We start from the raw sequence: 16,942 nt of genomic DNA, 5'->3' as shown, positions 1-16,942 counted from the left end.
TTCGAATTGAGAAACAATTTACATCAGAAAATCGCTTCGAAGTATCGAGAACTATTCTAGCACAAAAAAACTTCTCGATACGTTTTATTCCGTTTCACTCCATAAAACACTCGAAGTGACAACAAAAGAATAACACGAACACCCCATACGTCAGTTCAAGTTGAGAAACAATTTGCATCAGAAAATTGTTTCGAAGTATCGAGAACCCTTATGAGATAAAACCTTCTCGATACGCTTCGCTACTCGAAGTAACGAAGCAGACACCAGACCACAAACCGTCAGTTCGAGTTGAGAAACAATTTACATCAGAAAATTGTTTCGAAGTATCGGGAACCATTCTGGAAACAAAGCTTCTCGATACGCTTCGCTACTCGAAGTGACGAAGCAGACACCAGACTACAAACCGTCAGTTCGAGTGGATTTTCAGAAAATGCGAACAGCTTTTTCTGAAAATTTGTATCGAGAACTATTCTAAGAACAAAGCTTCTCGATATGCTTCGCTACTCGAAGTGACGAAAAAGTCAATATCAATTTATCTCCTCGTCAGTTCGAGTAAATTTTCGAAAAAGTCAAACAACTTTTTCTGAATCCCGAAATTTCGGGAGTATCGAGAACTACTTCCTAGCAAAAATGACCTACGATACAGCACTCAATATCTATCAAACTTTTTTTTAGCCAAATTTATTAAAGAATCAAAATCCCCATTAATTAACGCTTCTTTCTTGACTCTCGACCATTTTTTTATTTGTTTCTCTTTAACTATGGCTAAATTAACATCTGTAAATTCACAATAAAAAACTAATTCTAAAGGTCTTCTTTTAAAAGTGTAACATTCCGGATAAAATCCTGTATTATGCTTAAATATCCTATTCTCTAAATTAGTTGTTACTCCGGTATAATAAGTACCATCTGAACACCTTAAAATATAAACATACGAAAGCTTCATATTATCCCCTTTAAAATTCTGTTCTTCCCGTCAGTTCGGGTTGAGAAATAATTTGCATCAGAAAATTGTTCTTGAAGTATCGAGAACCATTCTGGAAACAAAACTTCTCGATACGTTTTATTCCGTTTCACTACATAAAACACTCGAAGTGACAACAAAAGAATTACACGAACACCCCATACGTCAGTTCGAGTGGATTTTCAGAAAATGCGAACAGCTTTTTCTGAAAATTTGTATCGAGAACCATTCTGAAACAAAACTTCTCGATACGCTTCGCTACTCGAAGTGACGAAGCAGACACCAGACCACAAACCGTCAGTTCGAGTGAATTTTCAGAAAATGCGAACAGCTTTTTCTGAAAATTTGTATCGAGAACTATTCTGAGAACAAAGCTTCTCGATACGCTTCGCTACTCGAAGTAACGAAACAGACACCAGACCACAAACCGTCAGTTCGGGTTGAGATACAATTTACGACAGAAAATTGTTTCGAAGAATCGAGAACCATTCTGAAAACAAAACTTACTTAAGCTTCATTTTCAACACACAGCCTAAAGACTCTAAAAAAAGAACATAACTATTTTTATTCACCTCCTTAACAACCGCTTCCTGAGATTGAAAAGGGCCGGAATCCAATACAATCTTATCGCCTACCTGAAAAGCAGCCACCGAAACTTCATAAGCATCCGGCATGGATAGCCAATTTTTAATGGTTGCAATCTCTTCCTCCCTAACTATTGCTGGTTTTCCTAACCAAAAAAGATAACGTACCACTCCCGAAGATTGAAAAACTAAATTTCTGTCCTTCTCCTCCAGTCGAACAAAAACATAGGAATTAAAAAGCGGAACTTCCACCTTTTTCTTTCGGTCTGACCATTGCCTTATTTGGGTAACCAAAGGACAATAGCATTCAATTCCTCTTTGAACAAGTTGCTCAGCTACTTTTTTCTCCCATTTAGGCTTTGTGTAAACCACATACCAATTCATTTTTTCTTTCTGCATTAAAATAGAATTATAAAAGTCCTAAATTACCTCTTGGATCTAATTGTTTTTTTTAAATAAATTTTCATTACTTCACTATACGTCAGTTCGAGTGATTTTTAAAGCCAACTAATTTTATTCCATTTTTAAGAATCACTCCGCTTTAAAAATTGTATCGAGAACCTTTGTAACTCAAAAAACTCCTCGATACATTTTATTCCGTTTCACTACATAAAACACTCGAAGTGACGAAACAACAACATCAAATCTTAATAAATACAAAAGAGCTTCGACAAACTCAGCCTGACAACTCACAACTCATAACTCATAACCAAAAACTCTAAGAACCAATCGCCTGATAAACAAATCCTATTTTCTCTAAAGCTGTTTTATCTAAAATATTTCTTCCATCAAAAACGAAGGCTGGTTTTTGCATCGCCTCATATATTTTTTGCCAGTCGTACGTCACAAATTCATCCCATTCGGTAAGCACCGCAACAGCATGAGCTCCTTCGCAGGCCTGATACGGATTCTGAAACGATTGTACCCGCTCCGCATTAACCGATGTCGCTCTTGTTTCCAAATAATCCAAATCGGCCAACACTTTTTTAGGAGACACCTTCGGATCATAAATTGCTAAGCTTGCATTTTCATTAATCAAATCATCCGCCACATAAATCGCTGCCGATTCCCGGGTATCATTAGTATCTTTTTTAAATGCCCAACCCAAAAAGGCGATTTTTTTATCAGAAACGGTATTGTAAAGCGTTTTCACAATATTCCCTGAAAAACGTCTCTTTTGGTGGTCATTCATAATAATTACCTGCTCCCAATAATCCGCTACTTCCTGCAAACCATAGGATTTAGCGATATAAACCAAATTCAAAATGTCTTTTTGGAAACAGGAACCTCCAAATCCCACCGAAGCTTTCAGGAATTTAGGCCCAATTCGGCTGTCCATACCAATGGCTCTGGCCACCTCATTAACATCGGCACCCGTTTTTTCACAAAGCTCTGACATGGCGTTTATAGAAGAAATTCTCTGGGCTAAAAAAGCGTTAGCCGTCAATTTTGACAATTCAGAAGACCAGACATTTGTCGTTAAAATTTTATCTTCAGGAACCCAATTGGCATACACTTCCACCAAAGCCTGAATGGCTTTTTGTCCTTCTTCAGTAGTATCCCCTCCAATCAAAATTCGATCCGGCTGCAACAAATCCTGAACGGCTGTTCCTTCAGCCAAAAACTCCGGATTCGAAAGAATTTGGAATTTCACTCCGTTTCCGGTATTATCCAAAATACTTTTGATAGCCTCAGCAGTTCGCACCGGCAAAGTTGATTTCTCCACTACAATTTTATTGCTCTTAGAAACCCGTGCAATTTGTCTGGCACATAATTCAATATATTTTAAATCGGCCGCCATTCCTTTTCCTTTTCCGTAGGTTTTCGTTGGCGTATTCACCGAGATAAAAATCATATCGGCTTCGTCAATAGCAGCATCTACCTCAGTTGAAAAAAACAAATTGCGCCCTCTGGCTTCTTTCACTATTTCCGAAAGTCCCGGTTCGTAAATCGGAATATTATTCACATCCACATCATTCCAGGCTGCTATTCTTTCTGCATTCAAATCCACTACCGTAACCTGTATCTGTGGACATTTTTGTGCTATAATTGCCATTGTAGGACCTCCCACATAGCCCGCTCCAATGCAACAAATTTTTGTAACTTTCATTTACTTTGTTTTCTGTTATAAGTTGTCAGTTATCGGTTGTCGGTTATCTACTAACTGACAACAGACAACATATTTATATTTTCCAATGTTCTTCTATGTACTTCAAAAAAGAAAAAATTTTCGCACCCACTAAATCATACTTTTCATAAAGTAATTTCATTTCTTCAGACAAATTTGGATACAAATTGATTATTTTTTTAATATGATTTAGTGTTTCCAGATTACTCGCATGTGAATAAACTAAAAACTTTATAAAATCATTTTTATACCTTCTACTCCCATATCCTTCTACTATATTTATCACAACAGAATCGGAAGACCTTCTAATTTGGCTTCCCAACTCATACAATTCATATTTTGGCAATTGCAGTGACAAAGTATGAGTTTTATAAAACAATTCCATTCCGATGGTATAAATATCTAAATCTTTATAACTTTTCACCTGCTTCTAAGTTTAATAATATTGCTTTTCAAACTGTCAACTCACAACTGAGAACCGACAACCCACAACACTATCTCAAATTCTCCCAATACCAATCCACCGCTATCTTCAACCCTTCCTGCAAAGAGTATTTTGGATTATAGCCTAACAATTCTTTTGCCTTATCAATACTCGCTAAAGAATGCGGAATATCTCCGGCTCGATTAGGCCCGTGAATCACTTCCACAGCAGCAATTTTTGAATCATATTTACTTAAATATTCTTTTAAATAGCCCACCAAATCATTCAGCGTATTGCGATCGCCATAAGCCGTATTGTAAACCGTATTAACCGCTTTTGGATTATCCGTGGCTATCGCCAATTCGTTCATCTGAATCACATTATCGATATAGGTAAAATCACGGGAATGATTACCGTCTCCGTTTATCGTGATCCTTTCATGCTGCATTAATTGCATGACAAATTTAGGAATTACCGCCGCATAAGCTCCTTTTGGATCCTGTTTTCTGCCAAAAACATTAAAATAACGCAACCCAATCGTTTCTATTCCGTAAGTTTTACTGAAAATCTCGGCATACAATTCGTTAACGTATTTGGTAATCGCATAAGGCGAAAGCGGTTTTCCGATAACCTCTTCCACTTTTGGCAAACCAACGGAATCCCCGTAAGTAGAAGAACTGGCTGCATACACAAAACGTTTTACCTTAACTTCGGTAGCCGCCTGAAGCATATTCAAAAAACCAGAAACATTGACATCATTCGTCGTAACAGGATCCTTAATAGAGCGCGGCACCGAACCCAAAGCCGCCTGATGCAATACAAAATCTACTCCTGCTACCGCTTTTTTACAATCCTCCAAATTTCGAATATCTCCTTCAATTAATGTAAAATCAGGATTATCTATAAAATTTTTCAAATTGTGACGGTGTCCTGTCGCAAAATTATCCAGACAAATCACTTTGTTTCCTTTGTCTAAAAAATACGCACACAAATTAGAACCGATAAAACCGGCTCCTCCTGTTATTAAAATCGTATAATTGGTTATTTCTCTCATTTTTTATTTAAAATACAACTAAAACCTTATTTAAAAGATTGTAAAACCATCCGTTCAAATCAAAAACCATCAGAACTACAAAAACTTATCCTTATTCAAAAGCCTTTTAAAATTCAACTTTTTCAAACCAAAATACTCGAAATGACGCAGCAGACACAAAACTACAAACCGTCAGTTCGAGTTGAGAAACAATTTGCAACCAAAAATTGTTTCGAAGTATCGAGAACCCTTATGCGACAAAGCCTTCTCGATACGTTTTATTCCGTTTCACTCCATAAAACACTCGAAGTGACGAAACAGACACCAGACCACAAACCGTCAGTTCGAGTAAATTTTTAGAAAATGCAAACAGCTTTTTCTGAAAATTGGGATCGAGAACTATTCTGGAAACAAAACTTCTCGATACGCTTCGCTACTCGAAGTGACGATAAAAGTCAACATCGGCTTATCTCCTCGTCAGTTCGAGTGATTTTTAAAGCCAACTAATTTCATCCCATTTTTAAGAATCACTCCGCTTTAAAAATTGTATCGAGAACCATCCGAACAACAAAAATTCCTTATCCGATTGAGATGAATAAAAAAACTATACTTTTTTAATCTTTCTAATTAGTTTTTGAATAAACCCTTTTGGTTTTTCCTCTTCATGATAACCATTAGAATAATCTCCGTAACCGTAGCCATAGCCGTAAGCCGAACCATATTTAGCTTTGTTTTCAAAACCGTTCAGAATAATACTCACATTTTTCATTTCTCCGCGTTTTACCCTGTTATTCAATAACGGAATCATGCCTTTCTTAGTGATATTTTGTCTAACAATATACAAACTAACATCAGCATATTGCCCTAATTCCAAGGAATCAGAAACCAAACCAACCGGCGGCGTATCCAAAATAATATAATCGTATTCTTTTTTCAATTCACTTATTAAATCCGCCATAACTTCCCCGATAATCAACTCCGAAGGATTTGGCGGTACAGGCCCCGAAAGAATCACATCCAAATAAGGAATCGGAGTGGAATTGGTAATTTCTTTTAGATTTTTTTGCTTTATCAAATAATTCACCACCCCAACATCATTGGACAAATTGAATTCTTCAGCCAATTTAGGTTTTCGCAAATCCAAACCGACAATTACCGTTTTCTTTTCGCTCAAGGCAAAAACAGTAGCGATATTAATCGAACAAAAGGTTTTTCCTTCCCCACTAATGGAAGAGGTAATCATCAGGGTTTTTCCGCCTTCTACATGTTGCTTTTTATACAAAAACTGTAAAGAAGAACGAATAGCCCGAAACGATTCAGACAAAGCTGATTTAGGCTTTTCAAAAACGGCCAATTCGCCTTTATCCTTATACACACCCACTACTCCAATCACAGGAATCTGCGTTTGCTTGCTCACATCTTCGGCATTCTGGATCGAATTATTGATAAAAAAGAGCATAAAAACAAACACCAAAGGAAGTGTTAACCCCAGAAAAATAGCCAACACATAATTAACCGAAGTTTTAGGCCCAATCAAGCCCCCACCCACATCTTTAGCCGGATCAATAAAATGAATATCCGACAAATTAGCCGCTTTTACAATATCGGCTTCACTCCTTTTTTGAAGAAATGTACTGTAAATATTATCGCTTAAATCGTATTTCCGCTTAATTTTAATCAACTCCTGCTGGTCATCCGGCAAGCGTTTGATATTTCCCTCAGCCTGATTGATTTTGCTGTTTACCAAATTCAAATCAAACTGTAGTGCCGCTTTGGCAGTAAAAATATTTTCCAGCAAAACACTTTTAACCGCTTCCATCTGACTGTCAAATTCCCTGAAAATCTTATCACTCTTTACCGCATAAGCCATTTCTGAACGCTGGGTTGAAAGTGCAATCAATTTAGAAATATTAGCTACAATATTCGGATCGTCAATTCCGGCTACAGATGGCGCCGGAAGTTTCGAATAATCAACACTGTTTTTTAAATATGCCTTAAGCGAATTGTAATAAGACAATTTTCTGGCAATAGCATCTTTTTCAACATCATACTGCAAAATTTTATCCGAAAATTTAGCACCGCCGTCTTCCAGATTGTAAACATCATTCGTCTTTTTAAATGATTTTAATTCATCTCCGGTCGTTTTCAATTGGGCTTCCATCGCGACCAAAGTGCTGTCAATAAAAGCAATCGTATTGGTAGCAAACTTATTCTTGTTATCCAATTGTCTTTTGATTAACATATTCACCGTCGCATTGAGGTATTCCACCATTCGGGCTTTGTTGGCGCCCTGTAATCGTAAAGTAAGAATCGAAGCGCCTTTTTCGTCCGGATTCACATCAATTCCACGATAGCGTCCCACAACACCGTCAAAATTATTAAAGCGTACAAAATATTCTTTGTCCTTATAAAAACCCGGATTCTCTTTTATAAACAATCGCCAATGCAAAAAAGGTAAATTCACAGCTTCACCTACAGTATATGTTTTTACAAAATCCCCGGCTTCTACAGCTGTATTACTATAAGAATTGTCCGCGTAACGAACCAAAGAAGCCGAATTTCCCTGAAAAGGAATTTTAATCTGATATTTAGATTCGCTTACAAAAGTAATCCCAATCAGGTTTCCGGACAGTTGCCCTTTGTTTTTATCAATTTCAACATAAAACGGAACAGCTCCGTAAGCATCGACCATATTGTATTTTTGCTGCTCCAGATAGTCAATGTAAAATTGTAATTTATCAACAACCAATTCGTTATGGGAGCGGGATCGCAAAGTCGTAGAAATTGTCTGCATCTGGTCGGAAACACCACCCCAGTTAAAAGTCAGACTGGTATTAGACGTAAACAACGGATTACTTTCTTCCTTAACAGAAATCAAAGTTTCCATTTGGTAAATTTTCTCTTTTCGAATATTTACCTGATACGCAATGATTAAAGCGATAATTAAACTCAGTAAAAACCATTTCCAATAGCTCAATATCTTTAGCAATAAGCCTTTGAAATCAAAACTAAGCTGGTTATCAAAAATGGAAAAGTCTTTTATATCTAACATTTTTTAGAAATGTATTTTATCTTTTTAACAATAACAAAACTGTTGTTCCTAAGGATATCAAAGTCAATATCGTACCCAAAGATTCTATTCCTGTTTTTCCGGTTCCCCAGGTTTTTTGTCTGAGGGGTTTTACATAAATATAATCATTAGGCTGCAGGTAAAAATAAGGCGAATTTATCACGTTGCTATCCGTCAAATCAATATCGTGTATTTCACTTCCTGTTGGTGTTTTTCTGATGATACTTACCGCCTTTCGATTCCCCAAAAGAGTGATGTCTCCCGCATTAGCAACCGCTTCCAGAATAGTTACATGTTCCTGAAACAGGGTTTTAGTACCTGTACTTCCTACTTCTCCATTAATTGTGTAACGAAAACCGGCCAGTTTTACGATGACAAAAATATTAGCTTCCTTTCTAAAATATTCCTCCAGCAATTGTTTCTCAATTCGCTGTCTCACTTCATCCAGCGTATAACCGATAACGTTTAATTCTCCCAAAATAGGCATCCGGATATTCCCGTGATCATCTACGGTAAAACCGTTAAAATACAAAGCAGCTTCCGATTTTGCAGCTTCTCCCTGATTGGTAGTATTGAAAATCTCAACCAATTTTGGGTCATTGGCTTTGATACTAATACTCAGCACATCATTCGTTTGCAAGCGATACGGTTTAGACACCACTTCCGAAATAGTTGTTTCAGCAGTAGTTTCATTTTTATTTTGCAAATACACCAAATCCCTTCTTGAAATACAGGAAGACAACAATAGACTCACAGTTAGCCAGAAACCCAACAGATATTTACCCATTTTATTCTTTTAAATAACAAATATAGCTTTTCGTTTACGATATTAAAAGCCTTGTTGAACCCAAATTAATTATTTTTAATAGCCTTTTCAAAAGGCAAACGCTGCAAAATACTTCTTCCTAAAGTTACCTCGTCAGCATATTCCAGTTCGTCACCTACCGCAATTCCTCGGGCAATGGTAGAAATCACAATGCCTGAATCGGCAATTTGTTTATAAATATAAAAATTCGTGGTATCGCCTTCCATCGTGGAACTCAAAGCAAAAATAACCTCAGAAAGTTTTCCAGACTTTACTTTGTCAACTAAAGTTGCAATCTTCAACTGACTTGGCCCCACACCATCAATCGGTGAAATTTTCCCTCCCAAAACATGATAAATACCTTTAAACTGCCCCGTGTTTTCGATAGCCATTACGTCACGAATATCTTCAACCACACAAACTATCTGATGGTTCCTATTGGTATTACTACAAATTTCACAAACAGCCGTATCCGAAATATTATGACAGCTTTCGCAAAATTTAATCTCCTCGCGCATCGCTGTCAATGCCTGCGTTAAAAAACCGGTTTGTTCTTTTGGCTGCTTAAGTAAATGCAACACTAATCGCAAAGCGGTGCGCTTACCTATTCCGGGCAATTGCGAAATTTCATTAACTGCTTTTTCTAATAATTTTGAAGAAAATTCCATAGTTGCAAATGTAATGATTTGTTAGTTGAAACAATGGATTATTCAAAAATCCGCCACTTTTTTAAATCATAAATGAAGCCCGTCCGTCCTTGTGTAAAAAACCGTATTTTAGTCAGAACAAATTCAGCCCAATGACACCAGCCAACATTCTTTTACTCATTATCATTTACTTCGGAATATTATTTGCCATCGCCCATTTCAGTAGTAAAAACAATAATAGTAATGATGCTTTTTTTAAAGCAAACAAAAATGCCAAATGGTATTTGGTGGCTTTTGGAATGATTGGCACCGCCTTATCCGGAGTGACTTTTATTTCCGTTCCTGGAGAAGTAGGCTCCCCCAACGGCGAACAGTTTAAATATTTTCAGTTTGTTTTGGGTAATGCCATCGGTTTTATTATCGTAGCCAAAGTACTTTTGCCTTTATATTACCGAATGAATCTTACTTCAATTTACGGATTCATCGAACATCGCTTAGGATCTTATTCCTACAAAACTGCCGCTTCTATTTTTCTGATTAGCCGAACCATTGGCTCCGCCTTCCGATTATATCTGGTCGTAATTGTGCTGCAACGCTTTGTGTTTGACTATTATCAAATCCCTTTTGCCGTTACCGTACTTATTGCATTGGCTTTAATTTTTACCTACACCTATCGGGGCGGCTTAAAAACCATTATCATTACCGATACTTTACAAACTTTTTTCCTAGTCAGCGCAGTTGTACTAACAATCTATTTCATTTGCCAAAAACTCAACCTGAGCATTTTTCAGGCTTTTAACGAAGTAAAAAACAGCAATTATTCTCAAATTTTCTTTCTGGATCACTTTGTTACTTCAAAATTTCATTTTGTCAAGCAAATTCTGGGCGGCATTTTTGCAACAATCGCAATGGTGGGACTCGACCAGGATTTGATGCAAAAAAACCTGAGCTGTATTAACATTCGCGAAGCACAAAAAAACATGTTTACTTTTACCGGAATCTTTGTCATCATCAACCTTTTTTTCTTGAGTGTTGGTGCGTTGCTCTATATTTTTGCTGCCAAAAACGGCATCGAAATCCCAAAAGATTTCATCACAGGAAAACCCAGAACCGATTTGCTTTTTCCCGAAATCGCCTTTCACCATTTAGATTTAATTCCTTCCATTGTTTTCTTACTGGGACTCACTGCCGCCACTTTTGCCACAACCGATTCGGCTTTAACCGCCTTAACGACTTCTTTTTGCGTAGATTTTTTAGGCATGGACAAAACCGAAAAGGCTAACAAACCCAACATCATCCGAACCAGACACCGCATCCATCTTGGTTTTTCATTCCTGATGTTTCTCGTTATTATCATTTTTAACGCGATTAACGACAGCTCTGTAGTAGGAATGATTTTCAAAGTCGCTTCTTATACTTACGGACCGCTCTTAGGTTTATATGGTTTTGGTCTTTTGTACAAATCAAAAACGATAATAGACAAATACGTTCCGATAATTTGCCTTGCCGCTCCTGCAATAACTTATTTCATTAGTGAGAATTCCGAAAAACTTTTGTTCGACTATACTTTTGACAACGAACTCATCCTTATCAACGGACTAATCACATTGATCGGTTTATTATTAATTTCCAAAAAACAAAAAAGTCATTTTCTAAACAAAAATGACTTTTAATACTTTCTTTAAAAACTAATATTGATTCGTTGCCAATAAAACCAAAGTACAGGCTTCTTCTACTTTAATTTGATGCGATTCCAAAAGTGGGTAAAACTCCGGATTTTCGCTTCCCGGATTAAAAATAACACGCTTGGGTTTTGTCTCAAGAATATAATTGTAATAATCCCGTTGATTCCTCGGATTCAAATACATCGTAACGGTATCAATTTCTTCCAAAGGATTTTTTTTATTTTGAATCTTAACGCCGGCTACATCTCCCTGATCTCTGCCAATAGCAATTACAGTATGTCCTTTTTCAACAAGCGAATGAATCGCCATAAAAGAATACCTAAAAGAGTGGATTGAAGCACCTAATACTAAAGTTTTTTTATTTCCCATTGAATTTATTTTTATTCAATAAATGACATTTAAGCTCTTGGTAAAAAAATCTCCGCCAACATACAGCGGGCACTTCCACCTCCACAGGCTTCAATCGTATCTAAATCTGAACTCAATATTTCCCCATATTGCTCCAACTGCGTTATTTGTTTCACGGTTAATACTTTGCGCGCAGCTTCACTCATTACAATATATTTTTTATCAGCCCCTAAAAGCTGCAAAACATTACCAGCGAAATTATTCACCTGAGTTTCTGTAATCAAAATAATATCTTTATTATCGGCTCTCAAACTATCCAAAACCATTTTGCGTTCTTTTTTATCGGCAATCATATCTGCACAAATTACCACAAAATCCTCTCCCACACTCATCATCACATTGGTATGATAAACCAGTTCCTTTTTTCCGTTAACCGTATGAAAGGCTTCAAAAATAACAGGCGCACAATCAAAATCTTCACAAAATTCGATAAACAATTCCTCGTCAGCTCTTGGCGACAAAGCACAATACGCTTTCGAATTAGCTCTGTCCAAAACCAAACTACCGGTTCCTTCAAGAAACATACCTTCTTCTTCTGCCGAGGAAAAATCGACTACATTTTCAATCACAAAACCTTTTTCCTCTAAAAAGTCTAAAACATCTTCTCTTCGTTCATTTCTGCGATTTTCAGCAAACATAGGATACAAAACCACATCTCCGTTTTCATGAAAAGAAATCCAATTGTTTGGAAAAATACTATCCGGCGTATCGGTATCCAAAGTATCCTCAACCACAAAAACCTGCACTCCCACTGCACGAAGTTTGGCAACAAAACCGTCAAATTCCTGCTGCGCTTTAGCATTTATCGCCGAAGGTAACATTCCCTTTAATTCTTTCTGAAAATGATTATTTTCCGTTGTTTGCTCATTCATCCGAAAAGCCACCGGACGCACCATTAAAACTGAATTACTTAGTTGTTTCATATTACTGCTTTTTCCAAAGATAAAAAAAGCTCCACTTTTCAGTGAAGCTTCTTCGATTTATTATTTTTATTATTAAGGTCTTTTAAATTCTCTTAAAGGAGCACCTGTATAAACCTGTCTTGGTCTTCCGATAGGTTCTTTATTTTCGCGCATCTCTTTCCATTGAGCAATCCATCCCGGTAATCTACCGATAGCAAACATTACAGTAAACATATCAGTAGGAATTCCTAAAGCTCTGTAAATAATTCCGGAATAGAAATCTACGTTTGGATATAAGTTTCTTGCCTTGAAGTACTCGTCTTCTAAAGCTGCTGCTTCTAATTTTTTAGCAATGTCCAAAATTGGATCATCAACACCTAAAGTTCCTAACACTTCATTAGCCGCTTTTTTGATAATTTTTGCACGAGGATCGAAATTCTTATAAACACGGTGTCCGAATCCCATTAAACGGAACGGATCGTTTTTATCTTTTGCTTTCGCCAAATATTTATCTGTATCACCTCCGTTTTTGTGAATCTCTTCTAACATTTCTAATACAGCCTGATTAGCTCCACCATGTAAAGGCCCCCACAAAGCAGAAACTCCGGCAGAAATAGAAGCAAATAAACCGGCATGTGAAGAACCTACCATTCTTACTGTAGAAGTAGAACAGTTTTGCTCGTGATCAGCATGAAGAATAAATAATTTATCTAAAGCATCAATTACTGTTTGACTTACTTTATATGGTTCTGTTGGAATTTGGAACATTAATCTCATGAAGTTTTCCACATATCCTTTTGTATTATCATAATAATTTAAAGGATACCCCATAGATTTTCTGTAAGTCCAGGTAGCGATTACTAAGAATTTCCCCATCGTTTTACAAACTGCCTGATACAATTCTTTTTCATTCTCTACATTTACCGATTTAGGATTAAAAGCAGTTAAAGCACTTGTTAAAGCTGCCAAAACTCCCATTGGGTGAGCCGTTTTAGGGAATCCATCGATAATTCCTTTCATCTCCTCATTTACTAAGCTATGCTTTCTGATATCTGTTTCAAATTGTTCTAACTGAGCAGCTGTAGGTAATTCACCAAAAATCAAAAGATAAGAGACTTCTAAAAAGTTAGCCTGGTCAGCTAAGTCTTCAATTGCGTAACCTCTGTAACGCAAAATCCCCTGTTCTCCATCTAAAAAAGTAATTCCACTAGTACAAGAACCTGAATTTTTAAATCCCGGATCAATTGTAATCGCTCCGGTTAAATCTCTTAATTTGTTAATATTGATGGCTTCTTCGTTTTCACTTCCTTTAAAAATAGGAAACTCATACTTCTGACCATCAATCTCTAATATAGCTGTTTTTGACATAATAATTTGAAATAAATCTTTACACTTAATAATTTACCAAATCTAAGGATAATAACGTGAATTAAAAAGAGAAAAAACTAGTGATATTGTTAAATTTGAAAAAAAAAGCCACTCATTTAAGATGAATGGCTTTTAAAAATTAGAAACTATATATTTCTTATTTTATTTTAAATGCTTTTTTCCCTGGGAAATAAGCTGTATTCCCTAATTCTTCTTCAATTCTTAATAATTGATTGTATTTAGCCATACGATCAGAACGAGAAGCCGAACCTGTTTTAATTTGACCACAGTTTAAAGCTACTGCTAAATCAGCAATTGTGTTATCTTCAGTTTCTCCTGAACGGTGAGACATTACTGAAGTGTAACCTGCATTTTTAGCCATGTTAACTGCTGCAATAGTTTCAGTTAAAGTACCAATTTGGTTTACTTTAATAAGGATTGAGTTAGCAATTCCTTTCTCGATTCCTGTTTCTAAACGAGTTACGTTAGTTACAAATAAATCGTCACCTACTAATTGAACTTTAGACCCAATTTTTTCAGTTAATAATTTCCAACCTTCCCAGTCATTCTCATCCATACCATCTTCGATAGAAATAATTGGATATTTAGAAACTAACTCAGCTAAATATTCCGCTTGCTCAGCAGAAGTTCTTACTTTTCCTGTTTCTCCTTCAAATTTAGAGTAATCGTATTTTCCATCGATATAAAACTCAGCAGAAGCACAGTCTAAAGCAATCATAATTTCGTCTCCAAAAGAATAACCTGCTTTTTCTACAGCTAATTTAATTGTATCTAAAGCATCTTCCGTACCACCAGCTAAGTTAGGAGCAAAACCTCCTTCGTCACCTACTGCAGTAGAAAGGCCTCTGTCATGTAATACTTTTTTAAGATTGTGAAAAATTTCAGTTCCCATTTGCATTGCATGTGTAAAAGAAGTTGCTTTTACAGGGAAAATCATGAATTCCTGGAATGCAATCGGAGCATCTGAGTGAGAACCTCCATTGATGATATTCATCATTGGCACAGGCAAAGTGTTAGCAGAAACACCACCTACATATCTATATAAAGGCATACCTAATTCATTAGCAGCAGCTTTAGCTACAGCTAAAGAAACTCCTAAAATCGCGTTAGCTCCTAATTTAGATTTATTTGGCGTACCGTCTAAATCAATCATCATTTGATCGATAAGATTTTGCTCAAATACAGAAGTACCTACAAGAGCTTCAGCAATAACAGTATTAACATTGTTCACGGCATTCAAAACTCCTTTTCCTAAATAAGCTTTCCCACCATCACGTAATTCTACAGCTTCGTGCTCTCCTGTTGAAGCACCAGACGGAACTGCTGCTCTTCCTAAAACACCGTTATCTGTAACTACATCTACCTCTACAGTAGGATTCCCTCTTGAATCAAGAATTTGTCTTGCGTGAATTTTGATAATAATACTCATATTACTTAGTTTTTAAATTTTCGACTACAAATATATTCTAAGTTTTTTAAACATTATACTTATTTTTTCAATCTTATCAACGAAAACGTTATAAATTCATTTTTTAAACATAATTTAAAATAAAATTTACAAATTCAATAAACAACAAAAATCAAACACAAAAAAAACAGGCTAAACATTTCCTGTTTAGCCTGTTAAAAAAAGTAACGTAAAATATTATTTTTTCAAATTTTCGATAAACTGATCAAATAAATAAGAAGAATCATGTGGACCAGGACTCGCTTCCGGATGGTACTGAACTGAGAAACAATTTTTAGCTTTCATTCTCATTCCTGCTACCGTTCCGTCATTTAAATGAACATGAGTAATTTCCATTTCAGGATTTGCTTCCAACTCTTCTCTATTCACCGCAAAACCATGGTTTTGAGAAGTAATCTCCCCTTTACCTGTAATCACATTTGAAACAGGATGGTTAATTCCTCGGTGACCGTTAAACATTTTGTAAGTTGAAATCCCGTTTGCTAAACCAATAACCTGATGTCCTAAACAAATTCCAAACAACGGTTTATCATTTGCCAAAATCTCTTTTGCAACATTAATAGCACTTTCTAAAGGCTCCGGATCACCAGGTCCGTTAGACAAGAAGAATCCATCTGGGTTAAATGATGCTAAATCAGCATAAGACGAATCATATGGAAAAACCTTAATATAACAATCTCTCTTAGCCAGATTACGTAAAATATTCGTTTTAATTCCTAAATCAAGAGCTGAAACTTTATAAGTAGCATTCTCATCTCCATAAAAATAAGGCTCTTTAGTAGAAACTTTAGAAGCTAATTCCAAACCTTTCATATCCGGAACACTTGCTAAAGCTGCTTTTAACTCTTCAACCGGAGTTCCATCTGTACAAATTACAGCATTCATAGCTCCGTTTTCTCTAATATAACTCACTAAAGCACGAGTATCAACATCGGAAATGCAAATTAAATTGTGTTTTGCAAAATAATCCTCCAAACTTCCTGAAGCTCCTTCACGAGAATAGTTAAAACTGAAATTTTTACAAACTAATCCGGCAATTTTAATTCCGTTTGACTCCACTTCCTCATCACTAACACCATAATTCCCAATATGTGTATTAGTTGCGACCATGATTTGTCCAAAATAGGATGGGTCAGTAAAAATTTCCTGATAACCGGTCATTCCAGTATTAAAACAAACTTCACCAAAAGTGGTTCCGCTAATTCCGATAGATTTTCCGTGGAATATAGTTCCATCGCTTAGTAATAAGATGGCGCTTTTTCTTGTTGTGTATTTCATCTGTTGTTAAATATGGTGCAAATTTAATTCATTAAAGCAGTGTAAGCAACAATTTTAAAAATTATTTTAAAACAGCTAATTAAACATCAAACCAGCTCTTACATCTGCCTGATTTATGTAACAAAAAATCAAAAAAAAAGGATAAACTAAAAAAATA

The 16,942-nt window shown here is 36.0% G+C and carries 14 protein-coding genes; 1 reads left to right on the top strand and 13 read right to left on the bottom strand.

Annotation, left to right across the window (positions count from 1 at the left end; all coding sequences use genetic code 11):
* Positions 1–649 precede the first annotated feature (649 nt).
* The 8 genes from B6A10_RS10615 to recR all read right to left on the bottom strand — a co-directional run bounded on the left by B6A10_RS10615 (position 650) and on the right by recR (position 9,676).
* Positions 650–946 carry a GIY-YIG nuclease family protein gene (locus tag B6A10_RS10615; protein ID WP_188220858.1) on the bottom strand — a complete coding sequence of 99 codons (297 nt, stop codon included), beginning with the start codon at positions 944–946 and terminating at the stop codon, positions 650–652.
* A 521-nt stretch (positions 947–1,467) separates the two neighbouring features.
* On the bottom strand, positions 1,468–1,932 hold the full coding sequence (locus B6A10_RS10610) for a UpxY family transcription antiterminator (RefSeq protein ID WP_188220860.1): 465 nt from the start codon (positions 1,930–1,932) through the stop codon (positions 1,468–1,470).
* A 334-nt stretch (positions 1,933–2,266) separates the two neighbouring features.
* Positions 2,267–3,658: a UDP-glucose 6-dehydrogenase gene (locus B6A10_RS10605; RefSeq protein WP_188220857.1), complete on the bottom strand. Its 1,392-nt coding sequence runs from the start codon at positions 3,656–3,658 to the stop codon at positions 2,267–2,269.
* A gap of 73 nt (positions 3,659–3,731) precedes the next feature.
* Positions 3,732–4,100 (bottom strand): four helix bundle protein, encoded by a 369-nt coding sequence (locus B6A10_RS10600; protein WP_188220856.1) that lies wholly within the window; start codon positions 4,098–4,100, stop codon positions 3,732–3,734.
* Positions 4,101–4,170: 70 nt separating this feature from the next.
* A complete protein-coding gene (locus B6A10_RS10595; protein ID WP_188220855.1) occupies positions 4,171–5,154 on the bottom strand; it encodes an SDR family oxidoreductase in 984 nt (327 codons plus the stop codon).
* Between the two features lie 583 nt (positions 5,155–5,737).
* Positions 5,738–8,185: a polysaccharide biosynthesis tyrosine autokinase gene (locus B6A10_RS10590; protein ID WP_188220854.1), complete on the bottom strand. Its 2,448-nt coding sequence runs from the start codon at positions 8,183–8,185 to the stop codon at positions 5,738–5,740.
* 16 nt (positions 8,186–8,201) lie between these two features.
* On the bottom strand, positions 8,202–8,990 hold the full coding sequence (locus B6A10_RS10585) for a polysaccharide biosynthesis/export family protein (protein ID WP_188220853.1): 789 nt from the start codon (positions 8,988–8,990) through the stop codon (positions 8,202–8,204).
* 65 nt (positions 8,991–9,055) lie between these two features.
* Positions 9,056–9,676, bottom strand: coding sequence for a recombination mediator RecR (gene recR, locus B6A10_RS10580; protein ID WP_188220852.1), 621 nt, complete (start codon positions 9,674–9,676; stop codon positions 9,056–9,058).
* A 131-nt stretch (positions 9,677–9,807) separates the two neighbouring features.
* Here recR and B6A10_RS10575 point away from each other — a divergent pair, with 131 nt between their 5' ends.
* The gene (locus B6A10_RS10575; protein ID WP_188220851.1) at positions 9,808–11,328 is read left to right on the top strand and encodes a sodium:solute symporter; all 1,521 of its coding nucleotides are present in this window, start codon (positions 9,808–9,810) and stop codon (positions 11,326–11,328) included.
* 15 nt (positions 11,329–11,343) lie between these two features.
* Here the strand turns inward: B6A10_RS10575 and B6A10_RS10570 are convergent, their stop codons facing one another.
* The 5 genes from B6A10_RS10570 to carA all read right to left on the bottom strand — a co-directional run bounded on the left by B6A10_RS10570 (position 11,344) and on the right by carA (position 16,785).
* A complete protein-coding gene (locus B6A10_RS10570) occupies positions 11,344–11,709 on the bottom strand; it encodes a CoA-binding protein (protein WP_188220850.1) in 366 nt (121 codons plus the stop codon).
* A gap of 29 nt (positions 11,710–11,738) precedes the next feature.
* A complete protein-coding gene (gene ctlX, locus B6A10_RS10565; protein ID WP_188220849.1) occupies positions 11,739–12,671 on the bottom strand; it encodes a citrulline utilization hydrolase CtlX in 933 nt (310 codons plus the stop codon).
* A gap of 72 nt (positions 12,672–12,743) precedes the next feature.
* Positions 12,744–14,018, bottom strand: a complete 1,275-nt coding sequence (locus tag B6A10_RS10560; protein WP_026714623.1) for a citrate synthase — start codon at positions 14,016–14,018, stop codon at positions 12,744–12,746.
* 157 nt (positions 14,019–14,175) lie between these two features.
* Positions 14,176–15,468 carry a phosphopyruvate hydratase gene (gene eno / locus B6A10_RS10555; protein ID WP_026714624.1) on the bottom strand — a complete coding sequence of 431 codons (1,293 nt, stop codon included), beginning with the start codon at positions 15,466–15,468 and terminating at the stop codon, positions 14,176–14,178.
* A gap of 216 nt (positions 15,469–15,684) precedes the next feature.
* Positions 15,685–16,785, bottom strand: a complete 1,101-nt coding sequence (gene carA / locus B6A10_RS10550) for a glutamine-hydrolyzing carbamoyl-phosphate synthase small subunit (RefSeq protein ID WP_055090692.1) — start codon at positions 16,783–16,785, stop codon at positions 15,685–15,687.
* Between the last annotated feature and the right edge of the window lie 157 nt (positions 16,786–16,942).

It is taken from the genome of Flavobacterium pokkalii (genome assembly GCF_014596575.1).
Lineage (GTDB): Bacteria > Bacteroidota > Bacteroidia > Flavobacteriales > Flavobacteriaceae > Flavobacterium > Flavobacterium pokkalii.
Note: the sequence above shows the minus strand (reverse complement) of the source record. Positions and strands in the feature narration are given on the sequence as shown.

Bases quoted from the DNA above. Each gene is read 5' to 3' on its own strand.
- B6A10_RS10615 (WP_188220858.1), bottom strand. From the start codon at position 946: ATGAAGCTTTCGTATGTTTATATTTTAAGGTGTTCAGATGGTACTTAT.
- B6A10_RS10610 (WP_188220860.1), bottom strand. From the start codon at position 1,932: ATGAATTGGTATGTGGTTTACACAAAGCCTAAATGGGAGAAAAAAGTA.
- B6A10_RS10605 (WP_188220857.1), bottom strand. From the start codon at position 3,658: ATGAAAGTTACAAAAATTTGTTGCATTGGAGCGGGCTATGTGGGAGGT.
- B6A10_RS10595 (WP_188220855.1), bottom strand. From the start codon at position 5,154: ATGAGAGAAATAACCAATTATACGATTTTAATAACAGGAGGAGCCGGT.
- B6A10_RS10590 (WP_188220854.1), bottom strand. From the start codon at position 8,185: ATGTTAGATATAAAAGACTTTTCCATTTTTGATAACCAGCTTAGTTTT.
- B6A10_RS10585 (WP_188220853.1), bottom strand. From the start codon at position 8,990: ATGGGTAAATATCTGTTGGGTTTCTGGCTAACTGTGAGTCTATTGTTG.
- recR (WP_188220852.1), bottom strand. From the start codon at position 9,676: ATGGAATTTTCTTCAAAATTATTAGAAAAAGCAGTTAATGAAATTTCG.
- B6A10_RS10575 (WP_188220851.1), top strand. From the start codon at position 9,808: ATGACACCAGCCAACATTCTTTTACTCATTATCATTTACTTCGGAATA.
- B6A10_RS10570 (WP_188220850.1), bottom strand. From the start codon at position 11,709: ATGGGAAATAAAAAAACTTTAGTATTAGGTGCTTCAATCCACTCTTTT.
- ctlX (WP_188220849.1), bottom strand. From the start codon at position 12,671: ATGAAACAACTAAGTAATTCAGTTTTAATGGTGCGTCCGGTGGCTTTT.
- B6A10_RS10560 (WP_026714623.1), bottom strand. From the start codon at position 14,018: ATGTCAAAAACAGCTATATTAGAGATTGATGGTCAGAAGTATGAGTTT.
- eno (WP_026714624.1), bottom strand. From the start codon at position 15,468: ATGAGTATTATTATCAAAATTCACGCAAGACAAATTCTTGATTCAAGA.
- carA (WP_055090692.1), bottom strand. From the start codon at position 16,785: ATGAAATACACAACAAGAAAAAGCGCCATCTTATTACTAAGCGATGGA.